We start from the raw sequence: 18,071 nt of genomic DNA on the forward strand, positions 1-18,071 counted from the left end.
CTATTTTCCATTGCTAAACATGAAAAATATGCTGTTAAATTTTGTTGAATTGACCTATAACTATTCCAAATGGATTTTTCCAAAGTATTTCCTGTGATTACAGGCAATCATTATGTAGAGGCAAATCACTAAAAAAGCTACATTAAAAACCAATATTGCAATCAATGTTGACACACGAATGATCCTAAATTACGCAGCAAATAAAAGTCCAAAACACGATACACAATTAACATTACCTTCAATTAGACAATTAATACCATACAAACCCCCATTACATACTAGCAGACAAAGCATATGATTCAGAAGAAATAAGAAAAATGCATAAAATGAAGAAGTAGGAACATTCGACCAAATACCATTAAAAAAAGGTGCGACAACAGGACATTATAGATTAAATAGCGCTACAATCTTCTGGCATGATGTCTATGCACGAAGAATGAATGTTGAAAGCGTAATTTCCGTGATAAAAAGAAGGATTTAATGGCGTTAATTTTAGTAGAAATACAAGACTACAGAATAAAGAAACAAAACTCAAAGATGTATTATATAACATTTACAGAGCCATACAAGTTTTTTAGAAGAGGGGTTTCTACAAGGTTAAATTTTTAGTGCATATTGGGCAATATCCTTATTATATGGGAATTTTCATAATTTATAGGTTTAGAGAATTAATATTTTCAGTACTTTCATGAAGCAAGTAATGAATTTCAATTTTAAATATCAATTAGTTTAAAACTCTTTAAAATTGATTTTCGCCATGATTTTAGTGGACAACTAAAAAATCATGGTTCCTATACCATTTGTCGTGAATATTTCTAAAAGTAAAGAGTGTTTTTTTCGTCCATCAATAATATGGCAAGATTTGACGCCATTTTCAATAGCTTTTACACAAGTTTCTACTTTTGGAATCATCCCACCACTAATAACTCCCTTTTCAATTAAATCCGGAACTTCTGAAATTTTAATTTTTCTAATTAATGAAGATGGGTCATTAGGATCTCTTAAAACCCCTGGAACATCAGTTAAAATAATCAACTTTTCAGCATTAACTGCACTTGCGACTTCGCCTGCTGCAGTATCTGCATTTAAATTAAGGCTTGTTCCATCTTTTGCAATGCCCACAGGAGAAATTACAGGAATATAATCATTATCTAAAAACATTTCAAGCAATTTAGAGTTAACTTCATCTACTTCCCCAACAAGACCTAAATCAATAATTTCTTCATCTATTTTACTGGCTCCTTTCTTATGAGCATATATTAAACTTGAATCTTTTCCAGATAAACTAATTGCATCACCATCATGTTTAATAAGTTCAGATACAATTTCTGTTGAAATTTTTCCAACTAACACCATTTCAATAATTTCCATGGTTTCTTCATCAGTTATTCTTAATCCTTTGATGAATTTTGGTTCTTTTCCTAATTTATCCATGGATCTTGAGATTTCTGGACCTCCGCCATGCACAATTAATGGTTTCATTCCAACATATTTAAGTAAAACAGTATCGCGAGCTGTGGAGGACTTTGCTTCATCATCTACCATTGCATGTCCGCCATATTTGATTAAAATTTTTTTATCATGAAATTTTTTAATATAAGGTAAAGCTTCGATTAAAACATCAATGTCCTTCATTTTATCACTACATTAACTATTTAATTTAAAGGTTTATATATTTTTAAATTATATTCAGTATTATGTCTGAGCCCAATAATATTCAAGAATATCTTATCCAATTAGGTGCAAGCAAAGTTGGTTTTGCTGATGTTAATGGATTAGCTAGCGAATTTATTGATTTGCCTAATGGAATAAGTATTGTTTTAAAATTGCCTAAAAAAACAATTGAATCAATTGAAGATGAAAATTATGAAAAATATTGGAAGTGTTTTCATAGCCAAATTGACAAATTAACTGAAATTGCTCTTAAAGGGGAAGAATATATTAAAAATATTGGATATGATGCTTTTGCTCTAACAATGACACGCAACGAATGTGATATGAAAAAATTACTAAGTATCTTACCTTATAAAACCATTGCTACTAAATCTGGTCTTGGATGGATTGGAAGATCTGCACTTTTTGTAACTCCAGAATATGGTTCGGCAGTTGCTCTTGGAGCTATCTTAACTGATATGCCTTTAGAATTTGGAAAGGCAATTACTGACTCAGAATGTGATGATTGCACAAATTGTCAGGAAGCTTGCCCCGTCGGAGCAATAAATCCTCAAAAATGGAATGACAGATTAAGTCGCGACGATATAATTGATATTGAAAAATGCAGCAAGTATATTATGAATCAATTTAAGGCAGGTTCAGGCTGTACAAAATGTATGAGCGAATGTAAACTCACAAAAGAATATTTGAAAAAAGAATAGAGGAAAAATACCTCTATAATCCGCATTTGAATTTGAATCTGTACTCTTGGTTTACAATTTCCATTCCTTCAAATGTCCCATTTAGTATATCAGCGACTTTTTGTAAGTCTTCTGCTGTAATTTGACTACCATTTGAGATAGGTGAGAAAAATGTAACCATATCATCAATTATAAGGTAGTTTAAAAGTCTTGTTTCGTCTTTTTGGTATTTTTCAACAATTGCCAAAATTTCTTCTTCAACAGATTTATCTAAATTAACCATTTTATCACCTTAATTGTAAATTTATTTATAAAGTATTTAAATTTTTATAATTCTAAGGGAGTATAGTCAAAATAAGGATGCGGCACAAAATTTTAAAAATAACTTTAAATAAACTGATTATACCCTATTAAATTATCAACTCATAATTTAATTTCTGAGAAGATAAATTCCAGCCGTGAAACTCCAAATTATTAATGTATAAACTGAAAGTCTCTCATAAACTGGCATGTAAATACTATTCATGCTGAAAAACATTATCCAAAAAACAATTAAACCAATGATTCCCAAACATATAGTTATTTTTTGAAAAACACCAAAATCATCCATAGATCTGGAAATTAAAACAAGCAACATATTTCCACCTAAAATTGCCATCACAGCTCCAAATGTGTGATAACCTGACGTTAAGGGATTGCCTCCATGGATTAATCCAACAATAATGACTCCGATAGATGTGATTAATGTAAAAATATAAAAAATAGTTTTATTTTTAATAATGAAATCTTTAAACTTATAAAAATTACCAGACAATAATGTCAAACCAATTAAAATAAAAGCCGAATCCATTAACCAAAATAAAGGTGAATTTGCATTTGGGATTCCAAGTTCTGAAATAGTATGGAAAATATAAGCATTAATAAAAGAAGCATTGAAAAAAGTTGCAGAAACAACTTCAACAATAATATAGTACAAACTTCCTATTAAAAATACAATTCCAGCAACTTTAGCTTTCATTTTTAAATTCCATAATTATTATTAATAAATCTTTCATTTAATTTAAGGTTAAGCTCCTCAATATCTGCACCATCAAGTGCCTTTTTCAATGTTTTAAATGCAGATTTTTTAGGCACATTAACATGTTTAATATGGGATTTATCCCATATCCTATCAAATCTTTTCTTTAAACTGCCAATTTCAAGTTTTTCTAAAACCAATCTTAAATTAGCAATGCTTGTTTCATTAATAAACTCATAATCTTCAAAAGTTATTTCATCCATAACCATTGGGTTTAAACCTAATATAAAACGTTGCAAATAATAATAAATGAAGGACTCGTAATCACCATCATATGCATAAACATGGGCTTTAGCATATAATGTATCGATAAATACTGTAAATTGATTGTGCACCAATGCTCTTGATATAATTTCATCACAGAATTTTAAAGCGGTTTCGACATTTCCCCAGGATGATTGGTTAACATAATTTTCATAATCTTCAAGCGGAAACATACAAGGGCAAACATGTATAAATCAATCCATCCATTTTCTTTTAAAAACTCCCTGGCTTTATTTGTGAACTTTAAATTAAACATTACAGGTTCATCTTTACCAGTATTTAAAACCGGCAAAGCCCTCTCTACTAATTCTTGTTTTTTACCTGAAACTTTCAAATCATTTTCTCTTAAAATATCCTTTAACTCGGCAACAGTGTATTTTTTAGATACCTCATCGGAAGTTACTTCTTCCCCTCCATCAGCAGACCTTTCTTTTTCAAAATAACCCTCATCAATTAAATAATGAACACATTCTTCGGCTGATGAAAAGGTTCCAAATTGACCTTCGCTTAAAATATCTCCAAGTTCATAACCCTTATTTAAAAAATTTAAAACATTAAATATCTCTAATTTTTGTTCATTCACATGAACACCTTTCTTATTTTGCTAGTGATTACTAGCTATAGAAATCAGCTTCCAATTATGGAAGCATATCCTAAAAAACATTATCAATTAAATATATTGCTTTTAATTAATTTAATATTTTGCTTATAAAATCCTACAATCTATCAAGATGTAGGATTTATGGATTGCATGCTTCATCAGCAGCTCCCATAACAACACTTACTTCATCAGATAAATTGATTTCAGATATTTTTTTAGGAGATTCTAGTTTACCGCCATAATATGCCTGTGCAAAATTCATAGTAACGAATAAAACATCTTTAAAATCAATTATAAAATCATCATCATCAATTTTATTTAAAATATTGATTAATTCCATTGCAATTTCACTTGATTCCAAATGTGTGCCAAACTCGGCACCTAAATTAATAAGCATTATAACACCCATAATTATATTTAAAATTTATAATTAATAAAATAAGTATATGATACGATGCCCAAAATGTGAAAGACAACTGAAAAAAGTATTTCATGACAGCTCAGATGACCTAGCTATTGAATCGATGAAAGGCGAAATAATAATTGGAAACTGCTGTGAAAGCGAATATAATTATTATTGTGAATATTGTGATGAATTTTTCCAGTTATAATCCTAAAATCTCTTTATCCGGATTAGAATTTTTATGTAAATTTATTTTTGTATCACTCTCCCATGTGGATTTTAAAAGACCTGCATGTATTGTTTTTAAATCTTCATCTGAAAAACCTTCAAGATAATAAATCTTACATTTTTCACCTACATTTACTAAAAATCTAAATAAATGTCTATACACCAATATAGAATGAGGATTATAGACTATAATGTCATCGGAGATGTATTCTACAAGCATTTCAAGTTCTAAAAAATCAGGTTGAATAACCTCTACATTACAATTGGGAAACTTTTCACTAATTATTGATTCATAATCCAAATTACCACCTTGTTAATTTTTATTTAAAGGAATATTAAAACTTAATCATCATTATATCCACCAAAATATCAGTCGAATATATTTTTTCTCTCTCAACATTTCTATACCATATTTTAGTTGGTTGGTTAATTAAATTTATGGCTAAAGATCTGATATTTCAGTAGGTTTATTATTTGTTTTATATAATAAAGATAATTTTGAAATGATTATTATGGGAATTGATGATTACATTAAAACCAGATTATTGAATAACCGTGTGGAACAGTATAACACCAAGTGCAGTTATTGGGTAGAATCTAAAAGACAACCCAGAACTGATGGGATCAACACTGGACCTTGACTTGCCAGATACACTTCCACCAGCAATCAATAAGACAATAGCTAATGCACGTTATGCTGTCAATAGAATTTTGAAACGACAGACATATGAATTCTGACAGTGCGCAAGGGATAATTGTCCAATAGGTATTGCCAGCATTTGAGCAGTTTATGTTTTACACGGAGATATTCGCATTTCAGGTTGTCGGATTCATCTTTTTATGCCTCTTCAAGTAACTCTTGAAGGTTCATAGCATAGAATTCATAATATTTCTCCATTACTGACATATTCACCTTTCATGTTGTGCGAATAGTTGTTTGTTATAAAAATATTTTCTAGTAGCTCGTCATTCCTACTTAACACTTTAATTTTTTGATTTAATAAAATGTTAAGCGAGAGCAAATGATAAGTAATTGATATCTTCTAGGGCGTCATCATTATTAATATTGATTTAACCTTGTAAAATTGCTTCAATTCATAACTTACAAATTTATAAAAGATTAAAACCAAAATAGAAAATACAAATTCAAATTTAAGAAGGTTAAAAATGAATAAGAAAGATTTTATTTTAAGAACAAAAATAATCAAAGAATCGTTTAAAGACGAAAGGCCTATTAAATGCCCAACCCCTTGTGAGATAAAAAAACTTGATGATAATGTCCATCCTGGAGGAGACATCTTTACAACAGAAGACGGGGATTTTATTGATTTTGAATTTCAGTTAAACGACTTTGACGAAGAAGAACTAGCAAAATATGTAGGATTTGCTGAAAGTTTATATGAAAAACACCACAAACATGTTGCAATTTACTTATTATGTCACCATGACATTGAGGTAAGTGTTAAAGAGATTGAGATAACTTCAGAAGCTGAATTTACAATCAAACTTGCATGTTCCAAATTCGATCCATGCCATATCATCCTTGAAACCGTTAAGGATAAACTTAAAAACAATATTCCTCTTGAAAGCGACGATATTGATGTTGTTCGGATACTTCCAGTGATGTGTAAAAAAAATGAAAGGAATTATTTTAGACTGGAAACATTGAAAATACTTAATCAAATCCAATGAATTATTTATTCCATTTTAAAATAGTTTTACCAAAGCGTGAAATATAATCTTTGTTAAATGCATCTTTTAAGTCATCTAACGTGTTTATTTCGCAAATATTAGTTATCAGCTTTTCTAGATATTCAAATAGTTGAGAATTTTGTTCGAAAGTTTTAACAACTCCAACAAAGTCTTCCCTATCAGATCTACTGTTTCCCTGAATAGTCAATCCTTTTTCTAAAACCATTCTTGTATTAATTGGTACTGGATATTCACTAACGCCAAATAAGTTTATAGTTCCTTGAGGATTGATTAAGTCAATGATTTGATCAATAGCTGATTGAGAAGCACTTGAACCAACACATTCAAAGGCATGATCAATTACTAAACCCTGAGGAACATTATGTATCTGGTAAATTGCATCTGCAAAGGAGAATGAATTTAAGTTTTCCAAATGCTTTCCAAAAACCATTATTTTAGATTCTGGAAATTTCTCTTTTAAAAATAATGCTGTAATAAAACCCAAATTGCCATCGCCCCAAACTCCTAAAACCTCTTTTGGAGTAATTGCAATTTCTGAAAACTTAGTTATTCCTTGATAAGCTACACTCATCAATTCAATGAATGCAGAAACATGCATATTAAAATCATCGGGCAATTTAACAAGACGATCAGGTTCTAATTTAACTAAATCTGATGTGAATCCATCAAAACCACTCCCTCTAAATTTGGATTTATATGAATAATTAGCCCTGCAAACATCTTCACCCTGAGGTGTGTTTGGAATCATTACAACCTTATCTCCAACATTGAAATTGCTTGAACAGTCAAATACTACCTCACCAATTCCTTCATGAATTAGAGCCATTGGCAATTTTTTTTCTAAAACCTCAATAGGCCTTAAACCTTGATAGTATCTTTGGTCTGCTTGACAAATTGATAGATATGTTGGCCTTACTATTACACCATCAAGTTCCATTTCATCAATATCCTCTTCAAAGAATTTTGGAGATTTCAATCTATAACTAACATTAATCATTTCCATCCTCAAGTATTGTATTTGCTAATTTTAAATCATAGGGATATGTAATTTTAATATTTGTCTGTTCACCCTTAACTAGATGTACATCTTCTTCCTTAAGTGTGAATATTTTACATGCATCAGTGAGAATATTAGTTTCAGCTTCTGTTAAACTATTAATCAAGTTAAAAAGTTTCTTTATATTGAAGCTCTGTGGAGTTTGGCCTTGGTAATAATAATCCCTCACAGGAATGCTTTCAATAGTTTCACCATTTACACTTTCAACGATAGTGTCGGTTGCCGGAACAACAGTATCGCAAGCACCATATTTTCTAGCAGCATCAATATTATCATTAATAATCCTATGGGTTACAAAAGGACGTACTGAATCATGAGTAATGATAATGGATTCATCATCAATACCGAAATTTTCCTCAATATATTTAATGCTATTCATTATGGTATCATTTCTTGTTTCCCCACCTTTAATAACTATAATATCCTCATTTTCACCAATATACTCTTTAATCAAATCATTTGTGTGATTTATAAATTTTTTCGGTATTAGCACAATGGTTTTATCAATATTCTTATTTATTACAAATTTTTCAATGGTATGAATAATAACCGGTTTATTTCCTAATGTCAAGAATTGTTTAGGAGTATCCATACCTCCCATTCTTGAACCTATCCCACCTGCCAAAATTGCTGCAAAAATCATGAAATTCTACTCCTTTTCAAATATTATTAGATAATGAGAGTTTTCATTACCTATATTTTCGTTTAAATGACTCCTTTTAAGACCATGATTTAAAAATAAGTTTTCTAACTCTTCAGGAGAACTTCTAATTTCAACTGGAGGACCCATAGACATTTCAATAGCTTTGAAATCAACAATAACAATCCTTCCTCCAGATTTGATAAGTTTTTTTAGAATTTCAATAACCTCGTCCATCTCACCAGATGCTTTAAATCCATGGAATACATTAACCATTAAAACAACATCAATAGACTCCTCATCGATATCTGAAACATTAATAATGTCAGATTCTATGCTGATTATATTTTTAATATCATATTCTTGAATATAATCCTCTAAACTCATAATTGATCCAACATGAGAATCAACTGCATAAACAACTCCTTTTGAAAGATATTCCCTTGCTGCTTTTATAGAAATATAACCTTCACCACAACCAACATCTAAAAAAATATCATTATCTTTGAGTTCTAATTCATCTAAAATATCATTAGCATTGAAAAATTTTGCACTTGATTTACCATGATGTATATGTTGCATAATTACACCTAACTAATAATCTTTAAAAAATAGTATTTAATGATTTTCAATAAATAAAAAAAGTTTTAAGAGAGTTTCAAACTCTCAATTAAAAAAATCATTCCTTTTCAAACATGATTAAAAAGTGAGATTTGCCTTCAGGAATGTCCTCACCAATTTCTTCGTTTAAATAACTCTTTTTAAGCCCGTGATTTAAGAACAATTTTTCCAGATCCTCAGGTGAAGATCTGAATTTTGTAGGAGGGCCATTTGGAACATCCCATGCTTTATAATCCATGATTGCAATCTTGCCGTCATTTTTAATTATTCTATTTAATTCAAAAACCACTTCATCAAGTTTTTTTGAAGCTTTAAATCCATGGAATACATTAACCATTAAAACAACATCAATTGATCCGTCTTCAACTCCTGGAATGCCTTCAGTGATATCCGCTTCAATATTGATTAAATTTTCAACATTATTCTCTTTTTTATATGTTTCCATATCCTCAATTGAAGCATCATAAATATCTACTGCATAAACAGTTCCTTTATGATTATAATCTTCAATTATCTTAATTGCATTATGACCATCACCACAACCGGCATCCATGAATACTTCGTCACCAGTTAAATTTAATTCCCTGATAATTTCATCGGAATCTAAAAAATTAGCACTTGAAAATCCATGAGCCCTATGTCCATTTTCTAGCATCATCATTTATCACCTAGAATAATAGATTTGAAAAAAATAGTATATAATTATTGTCAATATGAAATAATATAAATAACACTTAAAAATAGTTAATAATAAGAAAAAAAAGTTATAAGAGGATTATTTTTTCCAAGTTTGTTTAACTCCTCTCCCTCTTTTACTACCAGGTTTAGTATAACTTCTTTTTTGTCTGGTTCTTTTGTTAGTTCCTTTAATTTTTGCCATATTTTCCCCTCCTTAAAAATTTATTAATTACAGTATTAGAATTAAATCTATAACAAAAAAATATTTAGTTTTAAATATATTTAAATCTTTTCTTTAAGTGGTATATTCTGCATTAATTTTAACATAATCATATGTTAAGTCACAGCCCCAGGCAGTAGCTTCACCATTGCCCAAATACATCTCAATATTAACCCTGATATTTTTTGACTGCATTATCTTTTCAGCCCTTTTGAGATAAGGAGTATCTTCAAAAGCTAATATTTCGCCTTTTTTAACTAAGTTAACCTCATCTTCCCCATCAGCAATGGCTATTGTTACAATATCCGGGTTTAAATCACATCCAGAATATCCAATTGCAGAAACAATTCTCCCCCAATTAGGATCTCCACCAAATACTGCAGATTTAAATAAATTCGAAGAAATAATTGATTTTGCTGCCAGACGTGCATCTTCATCATCTCTAGCGCCCACTACATTAGCTTCAATAAATTTAGTAGCTCCTTCTCCATCACGAGCCATTTTACGAGCCAAATCAATGCATAAATAATTTAAAGCTTCCTGGAAATTTGAATCGATTTCGCCATCGCGAACAATATCAACACCTGATTGGCCGTTAGCCATCATTAAACAAGTATCATTAGTGCTTTCATCCCCATCAACAACAATCATGTTAAAACTGATATCAGCTGAGGTTTTTAAAGCTTTTTTAATATCTTCTGAAGCAATTACTCCATCAGTTACAATAAAAGACAACATGGTGCCCATATTAGGGGCAATCATTCCGCTTCCTTTAGTGATTCCGGCGATTTTAACTTTTTCACCTGTTTTTAAAGTAACTTCAACGGCACATTCTTTAGGAAAAGTATCAGTTGTCATTATAGCTTTTGCAGCGGCTAGAGAATTTTCAGGATTGCTTCCTAATTTAGATAAGGATTCATAAGCAACTTTAGAAATTATATCAATTGGCATTTCACGGCCAATAACTCCAGTTGATGAAATAGCTATTTCATCTTTAGGCAATTTCAAATCTTTCGCCACCAATTCAACTAATGTTTCACAATCTTTAAAACCCTGTTTTCCTGTAAAACAATTAGCATTGCCACTATTAACAAAAACAGCAGAAACGATACCTTTTTTTAAAACATTTCTAGTATAATCAACAGGAGCCGCAACTACTTTATTTGAAGTAAAAATCGCTGAAGCAGTACTGTTTGGACAAAAAATAATACTGACGCCATATTTACCTTCACGAGCCCCGGATACCTTTAGATTTTCAATTACTGAAAATCCGCCATCTAGCTCTTTAATAAAATTCATAAATATCACAAAAAGTTAGTTCTCACTAGTTTGATACTGATTAATCATTGGGGAGGTGTTATTTTCGTTGAAATCAACACTATCCAATGTTTTATCATAATAAACCTCATCAGTATCATTTAAATTATTTGTCATTTCTTTAGTAACATTTTTAAAATGAGGTCCATCCGCATCACCATTATCATCAAAACTTAAGGAGACACCCATTCCAGCACCGATAACAAATGCAATCAATGCAATAATCATGATTAAAACAAGAGACATGTTAGTTTTTCTTTTATGTCTATTTCCCCTATCACTATGTTGTCTAACCGGAGCAAATTGACGAGTATTACTTTTATTCCTTCTTAGTTTTCCTCCAGAAGTTTGCTGGCGACCATTGCCTGATCGCAATACCCTTTTATTCTCTTTTTTTCGTCTCATATTATCTCATATTAAATTTAATTTAAGCTACAAAAGCATATAACAATACTAGAATAATACCAATAAAACTAAACATTCCTAATCCTAAAATTGACAATAAGTAAGCAAATATAAACACAAATAGAAATACACCAATTAATTTTGGTTTTTCATTTTCAACTAAATTGATTAAAGTTCTTGTAAATTCAGATGGAATATTATAAGCATATAATCCATTAGCTAACTCAAAAACAACTAATGATAATGGAGAAGTTGATTCTAAATCATCAACCAGTTGAGCTCTTTCACCAGCTTCACGTCTACTTCTTCCTATCCCTGCTCTAATTTTAGCACCATTATCTAATGCAAACCAAGCTGCATCAAGTCCCGCACGGATTGCTAAATCTTTTGATGGGAATCTTGCAATAAAATCATCCCCACCTTCACGATAACCCTCTACTTCCCCATCACATTCTGTTTCAATGAAATTTTTAATGCCAGTCATCAGCTCAACCAATCGGTTCCTACCATTTTTACTGATGAATTTAGTAGAATCAATTAAATCGATGAATAAGTAATTTTCCAAATCTACTGGCCGGGATTCTTTAAGTAAGAAAGGCGAATCAAATACCAATGCATATTCCCCACCTAATTTTGTAAACGCAATACCTGGAAAACTTCCAACATTTTGAGTATAGTGAATTGCACGTTCTATTGAAGCAGCACCAGTCATTCCAACAGCGGATATTACCTGAATTCCTTCTGATAATCCAATGCCGATTAATTCAATAGCTACACGTATTGCATCATTTTTACTTAACATTCTTGCAACAAGTTCCGTTGCTGTTTTTTCCACAATTTCACCCTTCTCATTTTCAATAATCTTAACAAAAATGTCAATTAAACGGGAAGGATGTGGAAGTTCAATGTAAAAGTAGCGATCACTTCCCATGATAATGTTGCTCACTAATGCATATTCTTCGATTTTATTTTCTGCAGGTTTTAATTCATGAAATGTATAATTGTCTGGAAGATTTTCAGCACCGACATCACGAACAAGATTTTGTAAAATAGTATCTGAGGTAATTTCTGCTTTTTCAAGTTCAAAAAGAATGGTTTGAGTATAATTAAATAACTCCACATATTCTGTTTCTAAAGAATTTGTTGGGAAAAACTTAGTTCCAATAGCAATTGGAGTGAGTTTAGCAGCGGATTTGATAATTGATTTGGTTAATAAATTAACCATCTAAATTACCTCCTTTTTCCAGCTCAATTTCAAAATCCCCCGGTTTTTCTAAAAGCATATCTGGTTTTACAGAAACAAAAGGGAATTTCCAAGATCCAAGTCTTCCGGCAATAGTGCTTGCAATATTTCTTGAATTTCTTTTAATGAAAACTTCATCATTTTCACTTACGCGAATCAATATGTTATATGGAGCGGTTTCTGTAACCTCATCTGCTAATAAAATATTCAATTCAAAAGTGCCGGGTTTTGTAAATAAATCATTACGCACAGCGATTAAAGGTTTTTTCTCAAGCCCTAATCTATCTGCAACAGTAACAGAAATGTTTCCTGCATTTTTAACAGCGATTTTATAATCTTTAGGATGAACCAATACAAAAATCACATATGGAGCTGCTATTTCAACATCATCAACCATTTCTACAATTTTATTAAACATTGGTATTTTTGCAAAAATATTCTCCAGCCTAGATTCTGTATTATTTTCATTATCAATACGTATAATTGATTGTTTAGCAATATTTAATGGAGAAATCTCCAAACCTTCTTTACCAGTGTAAATTTCCCATTTTTTGAAGTTTAATTCTTTAATGATTTCATCACAAATATGTTGTAATATGTTCCTATCCTTTTTAGGTTTTTTTGGTTTTCCAAAGGTGAGTCTGCCGTTATCAATAGTGAAAGGTATTCTAATTGATGAAATATTCCTAAATTCAGCAGCATAATCTCTGAATTTATCATTTGACAATACTTTTGCTTTTTCACGAGTAGCAATTTCTAATATGAAATGGTCTGCATCATTTCCAGAGGGAACCTCTTCCACATTTTCACTTTCCAATAACTTTAAGAATTTTTCTTTATCATCAATATCATGACGTAATGATGCATCGGCAATAATTACAAATTCATCTTCACTTTCTTCTAATGCTTTTACTACAGCAAGAATATTAGCCATTTGAGGTTGTCCGTTTTCATTTTTAACATTATGAGCTACATTAGAAGCATCAACGACCACTTTCATAATATCACCTAAACAATTAATTTAATTCAGTTTGTTATATTTATTTTATTCAATATTTAAATTTAATTTATATTGCATTTCTTGGATACTTTCCAAATAATAATTTTTCACCACTAACTTCATTAAGGAAAATTTCGATTTCGTCTTCTGTAATATTGTAAACATTGTATGAATTTTTATTTTTACCTCTGAGTTTAGTAGAACATAGTGAACCTGCATTTACAATCACAGTATTGTTTATCTTCCAAACATTAGGCACATGTTTGTGACCGGATAAAACTAAATCTACCTCATGAGTTGTTAAAGTTTTTAATATATCCCCTGCATCGGATAAAACATTACGTTCACGGCCGGTTTTAGGAATCGAGACAACATGATGATGTAATGCCACTATAGAAAATTTCTCATTAATTACGCATTCATCTAATTGATGTTCCAACCACATATGCTGAGGCGTTCCAATATGACCACTATTCTCATCAGGAGAACTGCTGTCAATGCCCATTACAGTAAAATCATCATCCATAGTTAATTTCCAACTTTTCTCACCGATTAGCTCTTCAAAAGTCTGATAACCTAAATTACGGGCATCATGGTTTCCTGGAACTGCAAATAATGGAGCATCAAACATTGCCAAATATTTAGTTGCTTGCTGATACTCCTTATAATAACCATTATCTGTAATATCTCCAGTTAAAATAATCATGTCTGGCCGTAGATGATTGATTTCAGTTACAGCATCCATAAATACTTTTTCGTCAAATGAATCCTTGGATATATGCAAATCAGAAATATGGGCAATTACTATCATATTATCTATTGGTTTAATTTCATAATAGCTTCAGCCAAGTCCCCTTTGCATTCTTCAAGAGCCTCTCTTGCTTCATCTTGGGACACATTAGCACTATTGGCTACCATCTCAATATCTTCATCAGGAATTTCAATTTTATATTCTAATTCAACTTCACGAGCTTTACCATCAATCTGATAAGTTTCTTGTCCCATTACATTCATTAAACTTACATTAGGATTGTCAATAATTAATTCCTTATCTTCAAAACGGATAATGACCTCAATAGCACCTGGAAGATCCTCCATTTTCATACCCATTTTTCTCATTTGTCTTTCCATTTGTTTCATTTGTTTTTTGTTCATACCTGGTATCATATTTAATCCTCAAATAAAATAACTATTTATAATTATATTAGTGATTATTATTAAAATTAACTTAATTTTGGCATTCCTAGAAACTTAAGATTTTTTATTTTTTTTATCATTGTTTATTCATTGAAAATTGCTAATTTTTGATTTATTTTGCTTTAATCCGTTATTATTTATTTTAATACTTTATTAATTAATATTAATTTATTTATATCTAATTTTAATAATTATTAATAGTTTATTTTAAATATTATTAATTATATATATTTATATAAGTAATTAAAGTTTTTTAATCATGAATTTATTTGATTGGGGGTTGGATTGATGTATTCTTATGATAGATTTGTCAAAGATTTTTTCAGTTTATTTGATGTTTTTATATCTGAAAAATATGTAACTGAAGATAATAAGTTTATTAGAGATAGAAAAATGACTCAAAAAGAGTATACAACATTTATTCTTTCTCAAAGAAGCTGTACATCTTATATTGAAACGATTAGATTTTTCACAATAGGATTGAATAAGAAGTTTAAAACAATTTCTAGCCAAGGAATTGGAAAACAAAGAATGTTCATTGACCCAAAAGTTTTTATTGATATGAATGAATCTTTTATTGACCAATTATATGGCAAATATTCTGGATTTTTTCAAAATTTAAAGGATATATTGTTAGTGCTTGTGATGGAAGTATTATTGATCTTCCCAATGTTACTTTAACACGTGAAGAATTCCCTGTTGGTGATGAAAACCTGTTAAAAGAAAAAAGAATTCGTGCAAGAGTTTCATGTCTTTTAGACATTCATTCTAAACATATTTTAACAGCAAAAATTGTTGAAACAACAATAAATGAAGTAGATTTAGCAATTGAACATTTAGAGAACTTAAAACAAAGATTAAACATTACAAAATTAATTACCATTTACGATCGAGGATATCCATCAATCGAACTCATGGCAAAAACAATTGATTTAAACTCTAAATTTTTAATAAGACTACCAAAAAATGTATTTAGACATTTAATCAAACAAATGAAGACTAATGATGAAATTATAAAAATAAATTTAACAAATAATAGATTAAGTCATTTTGATGATGAAAATTTAAAAGAAAAAGCAAGAAAGATGGGGCGATTAGAAATTCGCATAGCATTAGTAGATATTGGTAAGAACGAACCTGAAATACTTGCAACAAATTTAACATCTGAAGAATTCTCAACAGAAGATTTAAAAGAATTATATGGTAAAAGATGGTCAGTTGAAACTGGATTTGACAGATTAAAAAATTTAATCGAAATCGAAGATTTCAGCGGAATTCGAAGAACAATAATCGAACAAGATTTTCACGCCCACATATTCGTTTATAACCTAGCAATGACAATTAAAAATCATGCAGAAAACAATATAACAAGAATACCCAGAAATAAAGATGAAAAAATAATTTATCAGTCGAATTTCGCAAAAATAACGGGAAACATCTATTTATTCTTATTTGACCTAATATTTGAAACGCAAACGAAAAGAGAGCAAATAATCGATTTTATAGTAAAAGAAGCATCTAAAGAACTAATACAATATAAAGAAAATCAATACAATAATAAAGAACGAAAAACCCCCGGATGTTTATAATAAACATCCAGGAAACAAGAAAAAAACACACACTAATCAAATAATTTCACCAAAAAGTAGTGAGTTTTCACATCTTGTTTAATAGTTCTGTTCACAAATCATATAAAAAACTTACGAAAATCAAATCCTAATCCCAAAATAATATAACAACGTTATCAAATAAACAGAATTAATAAAAAATTTCACATGAAAAATCTTAAGTTTCTAGGAATGCTTTTAATCTTCCATGAATTTCATAGTATTCAAGCCATTCTTTAATTTTATATTCGCTTATGTTTGTCTTTTCCATCAGTTGCCTTATTTGTTTTGAATAATTCAACTGAAAACATTCAGTATTAACTTAATTGGAGAACATTATGTTTAGAAGAAGGATTTCCAATTAGAGTAAAAATTAAACGATATTTTTGCCACGATTGCGGAAAAAATCTCAAGCAGAGTTTACAGGATTCTATGATAAATTCTGTAATTTATCCAATGATTTCAAAAATAAAATAATTAATGCCCGTGAAAACAGTTGGATATCTCTAAGAAATATATTAAAAGACTCATTAAAGACTGGTTTGGAATTAAAGTGTCTCATGAAACCATAAGAAAAGCTTTATTGGTCGAAGGTGAATTTTATTATTTCAACGATGAGTTGAAATTGTCTGGATATTACGGATATGACGAACAGTGGGAGAGAGTTAACGGAAACTGGGTTTACTACCTTGTACTCTTTGATTTAGTCAATAACGTACCTGTGGCATCGATGCTAACTGAAATATTAAATGAGAATGTAATTGAAAATTTTATTTATATGAGTATTCCTTTTAAAGACCGTGCTGCAATTGTTACGGATTTAAAAACGGAATATGATAAAATAATGAGCAAATTAGGATTTATTCACCAACATTGTACTTTTCACTTGGAAAAAAACATTAAAAGTAACATGGAAAAGAAAATAAACAAAAATATGACTAATTATCACTTTAAATTAAAAAATACTCATCCTAAATACTCTGATGACAATCTTGATGAAATTATAAAAAAGAAAAAAGAAAGAAGTAAAAAAAGAAATATGGAAATATATTGCTGAATTTATGAAATTATTTAAACAACCAACCTTTGATGAAACAATTGAGTATATAAAATTTTTAAAAGATGAAATAAAATATTATCCAGAACATTTGGCCAAGTATCTAAAAAAGAATTTTTTCCCAGAATACAGAAAATTCCTAATATTCCTTGAAGATGATTATAAAAGACATTTAGAACCAACAAATAATAAATTAGAAAATTTCAATGGCAATACAATGCCAAAATACGAAAAAAGAAGTTATAGGACTATGCAAGGATTATAGAGTGCATTAATGCATAAAAACGATGGTTGGACAAAAAGAAGAAATGAAGACCTAACAAATTGACAGTCCCGGATTGATTCAGAACAGTTAATTATTTATAGATGATTGTATAGAATCATTATT

Annotated in this window: 25 protein-coding genes; 8 read left to right on the forward strand and 17 right to left on the reverse strand. The window is 29.8% G+C overall.

The window, feature by feature from the left end; translation table 11 throughout:
- Positions 1-774 precede the first annotated feature (774 nt).
- Positions 775-1,635: an acetylglutamate kinase gene (gene argB / locus Q9969_RS09675; RefSeq protein ID WP_305512389.1), complete on the reverse strand. Its 861-nt coding sequence runs from the start codon at positions 1,633-1,635 to the stop codon at positions 775-777.
- Between the two features lie 62 nt (positions 1,636-1,697).
- Between argB and Q9969_RS09680 the strand changes: the two genes are divergently transcribed.
- Positions 1,698-2,375, forward strand: coding sequence for a reductive dehalogenase domain-containing protein (locus tag Q9969_RS09680; RefSeq protein WP_305557234.1), 678 nt, complete (start codon positions 1,698-1,700; stop codon positions 2,373-2,375).
- A 13-nt stretch (positions 2,376-2,388) separates the two neighbouring features.
- On the opposite strand, the gene Q9969_RS09685 is transcribed toward Q9969_RS09680, so the two are convergent.
- The 5 genes from Q9969_RS09685 to Q9969_RS09705 all read right to left on the reverse strand — a co-directional run bounded on the left by Q9969_RS09685 (position 2,389) and on the right by Q9969_RS09705 (position 4,694).
- Positions 2,389-2,637 (reverse strand): hypothetical protein, encoded by a 249-nt coding sequence (locus tag Q9969_RS09685; protein WP_305512395.1) that lies wholly within the window; start codon positions 2,635-2,637, stop codon positions 2,389-2,391.
- A 147-nt stretch (positions 2,638-2,784) separates the two neighbouring features.
- A complete protein-coding gene (locus Q9969_RS09690; protein WP_305557237.1) occupies positions 2,785-3,372 on the reverse strand; it encodes a DUF998 domain-containing protein in 588 nt (195 codons plus the stop codon).
- A gap of 2 nt (positions 3,373-3,374) precedes the next feature.
- Positions 3,375-3,869 (reverse strand): hypothetical protein, encoded by a 495-nt coding sequence (locus Q9969_RS09695; RefSeq protein WP_305557240.1) that lies wholly within the window; start codon positions 3,867-3,869, stop codon positions 3,375-3,377.
- Positions 3,800-4,279: an SAP domain-containing protein gene (locus Q9969_RS09700; protein ID WP_305557243.1), complete on the reverse strand. Its 480-nt coding sequence runs from the start codon at positions 4,277-4,279 to the stop codon at positions 3,800-3,802. Before Q9969_RS09700 ends, Q9969_RS09695 begins: the two co-directional genes overlap by 70 nt.
- 157 nt (positions 4,280-4,436) lie before the next feature.
- The gene (locus Q9969_RS09705; RefSeq protein ID WP_305557247.1) at positions 4,437-4,694 is read right to left on the reverse strand and encodes a hypothetical protein; all 258 of its coding nucleotides are present in this window, start codon (positions 4,692-4,694) and stop codon (positions 4,437-4,439) included.
- A gap of 49 nt (positions 4,695-4,743) precedes the next feature.
- Between Q9969_RS09705 and Q9969_RS09710 the strand changes: the two genes are divergently transcribed.
- Positions 4,744-4,908, forward strand: a complete 165-nt coding sequence (locus Q9969_RS09710; protein WP_305512401.1) for a hypothetical protein — start codon at positions 4,744-4,746, stop codon at positions 4,906-4,908.
- Here the strand turns inward: Q9969_RS09710 and Q9969_RS09715 are convergent.
- Complete coding sequence (locus tag Q9969_RS09715) at positions 4,903-5,229, reverse strand: hypothetical protein (RefSeq protein ID WP_305512403.1); 327 nt, start codon at positions 5,227-5,229, stop codon at positions 4,903-4,905. The two genes, Q9969_RS09710 and Q9969_RS09715, sit on opposite strands and share 6 nt — an antisense overlap.
- 211 nt (positions 5,230-5,440) lie before the next feature.
- On the opposite strand from Q9969_RS09715, the gene Q9969_RS09720 reads away from it, so the two are divergent.
- A complete protein-coding gene (locus Q9969_RS09720) occupies positions 5,441-5,569 on the forward strand; it encodes a hypothetical protein (RefSeq protein ID WP_305557249.1) in 129 nt (42 codons plus the stop codon).
- 526 nt (positions 5,570-6,095) lie between these two features.
- The gene (locus Q9969_RS09725; RefSeq protein WP_305512412.1) at positions 6,096-6,620 is read left to right on the forward strand and encodes a hypothetical protein; all 525 of its coding nucleotides are present in this window, start codon (positions 6,096-6,098) and stop codon (positions 6,618-6,620) included.
- A gap of 1 nt (position 6,621) precedes the next feature.
- Here Q9969_RS09725 and Q9969_RS09730 read toward each other — a convergent pair whose 3' ends face one another.
- The 10 genes from Q9969_RS09730 to Q9969_RS09775 all read right to left on the reverse strand — a co-directional run bounded on the left by Q9969_RS09730 (position 6,622) and on the right by Q9969_RS09775 (position 14,989).
- The gene (locus Q9969_RS09730) at positions 6,622-7,644 is read right to left on the reverse strand and encodes a zinc-binding dehydrogenase (RefSeq protein ID WP_342766072.1); all 1,023 of its coding nucleotides are present in this window, start codon (positions 7,642-7,644) and stop codon (positions 6,622-6,624) included.
- A complete protein-coding gene (locus Q9969_RS09735) occupies positions 7,631-8,341 on the reverse strand; it encodes a 2-C-methyl-D-erythritol 4-phosphate cytidylyltransferase (protein WP_305512416.1) in 711 nt (236 codons plus the stop codon). Before Q9969_RS09735 ends, Q9969_RS09730 begins: the two co-directional genes overlap by 14 nt.
- Before the next feature lie 6 nt (positions 8,342-8,347).
- Complete coding sequence (locus tag Q9969_RS09740; RefSeq protein WP_305557255.1) at positions 8,348-8,920, reverse strand: methyltransferase domain-containing protein; 573 nt, start codon at positions 8,918-8,920, stop codon at positions 8,348-8,350.
- Between the two features lie 97 nt (positions 8,921-9,017).
- A complete protein-coding gene (locus Q9969_RS09745) occupies positions 9,018-9,620 on the reverse strand; it encodes a methyltransferase domain-containing protein (RefSeq protein WP_342766073.1) in 603 nt (200 codons plus the stop codon).
- 312 nt (positions 9,621-9,932) lie between these two features.
- Entirely contained in the window at positions 9,933-11,156 is a 1,224-nt protein-coding gene (gene argJ / locus Q9969_RS09750) for a bifunctional ornithine acetyltransferase/N-acetylglutamate synthase (RefSeq protein ID WP_305557261.1), read from the reverse strand.
- A gap of 15 nt (positions 11,157-11,171) precedes the next feature.
- The gene (locus Q9969_RS09755) at positions 11,172-11,579 is read right to left on the reverse strand and encodes a hypothetical protein (protein ID WP_305512425.1); all 408 of its coding nucleotides are present in this window, start codon (positions 11,577-11,579) and stop codon (positions 11,172-11,174) included.
- Positions 11,580-11,601: 22 nt separating this feature from the next.
- On the reverse strand, positions 11,602-12,804 hold the full coding sequence (locus Q9969_RS09760) for a hypothetical protein (RefSeq protein ID WP_305557264.1): 1,203 nt from the start codon (positions 12,802-12,804) through the stop codon (positions 11,602-11,604).
- The gene (locus Q9969_RS09765; protein WP_305557268.1) at positions 12,797-13,822 is read right to left on the reverse strand and encodes a Zc3h12a-like ribonuclease; all 1,026 of its coding nucleotides are present in this window, start codon (positions 13,820-13,822) and stop codon (positions 12,797-12,799) included. The genes Q9969_RS09760 and Q9969_RS09765 overlap by 8 nt, the downstream gene beginning before the upstream one ends.
- A 67-nt stretch (positions 13,823-13,889) precedes the next feature.
- Complete coding sequence (locus Q9969_RS09770; protein ID WP_305512432.1) at positions 13,890-14,633, reverse strand: metallophosphoesterase family protein; 744 nt, start codon at positions 14,631-14,633, stop codon at positions 13,890-13,892.
- A gap of 5 nt (positions 14,634-14,638) precedes the next feature.
- Positions 14,639-14,989 carry a nascent polypeptide-associated complex protein gene (locus Q9969_RS09775; protein WP_305512433.1) on the reverse strand — a complete coding sequence of 117 codons (351 nt, stop codon included), beginning with the start codon at positions 14,987-14,989 and terminating at the stop codon, positions 14,639-14,641.
- Between the two features lie 318 nt (positions 14,990-15,307).
- Between Q9969_RS09775 and Q9969_RS09780 the strand changes: the two genes are divergently transcribed.
- The 4 genes from Q9969_RS09780 to Q9969_RS09795 all read left to right on the forward strand — a co-directional run bounded on the left by Q9969_RS09780 (position 15,308) and on the right by Q9969_RS09795 (position 17,948).
- The gene (locus tag Q9969_RS09780; protein ID WP_305557271.1) at positions 15,308-15,700 is read left to right on the forward strand and encodes a hypothetical protein; all 393 of its coding nucleotides are present in this window, start codon (positions 15,308-15,310) and stop codon (positions 15,698-15,700) included.
- Positions 15,676-16,608, forward strand: coding sequence for a transposase (locus Q9969_RS09785; protein WP_305557323.1), 933 nt, complete (start codon positions 15,676-15,678; stop codon positions 16,606-16,608). Before Q9969_RS09780 ends, Q9969_RS09785 begins: the two co-directional genes overlap by 25 nt.
- Before the next feature lie 514 nt (positions 16,609-17,122).
- Positions 17,123-17,683 carry a hypothetical protein gene (locus Q9969_RS09790; protein ID WP_305557274.1) on the forward strand — a complete coding sequence of 187 codons (561 nt, stop codon included), beginning with the start codon at positions 17,123-17,125 and terminating at the stop codon, positions 17,681-17,683.
- Between the two features lie 4 nt (positions 17,684-17,687).
- The gene (locus Q9969_RS09795) at positions 17,688-17,948 is read left to right on the forward strand and encodes a hypothetical protein (protein ID WP_305557277.1); all 261 of its coding nucleotides are present in this window, start codon (positions 17,688-17,690) and stop codon (positions 17,946-17,948) included.
- Positions 17,949-18,071 lie beyond the last annotated feature (123 nt).

The organism is Methanobrevibacter sp. V74 (assembly GCF_963082495.1).
Taxonomy (GTDB): Archaea; Methanobacteriota; Methanobacteria; order Methanobacteriales; family Methanobacteriaceae; genus Methanocatella.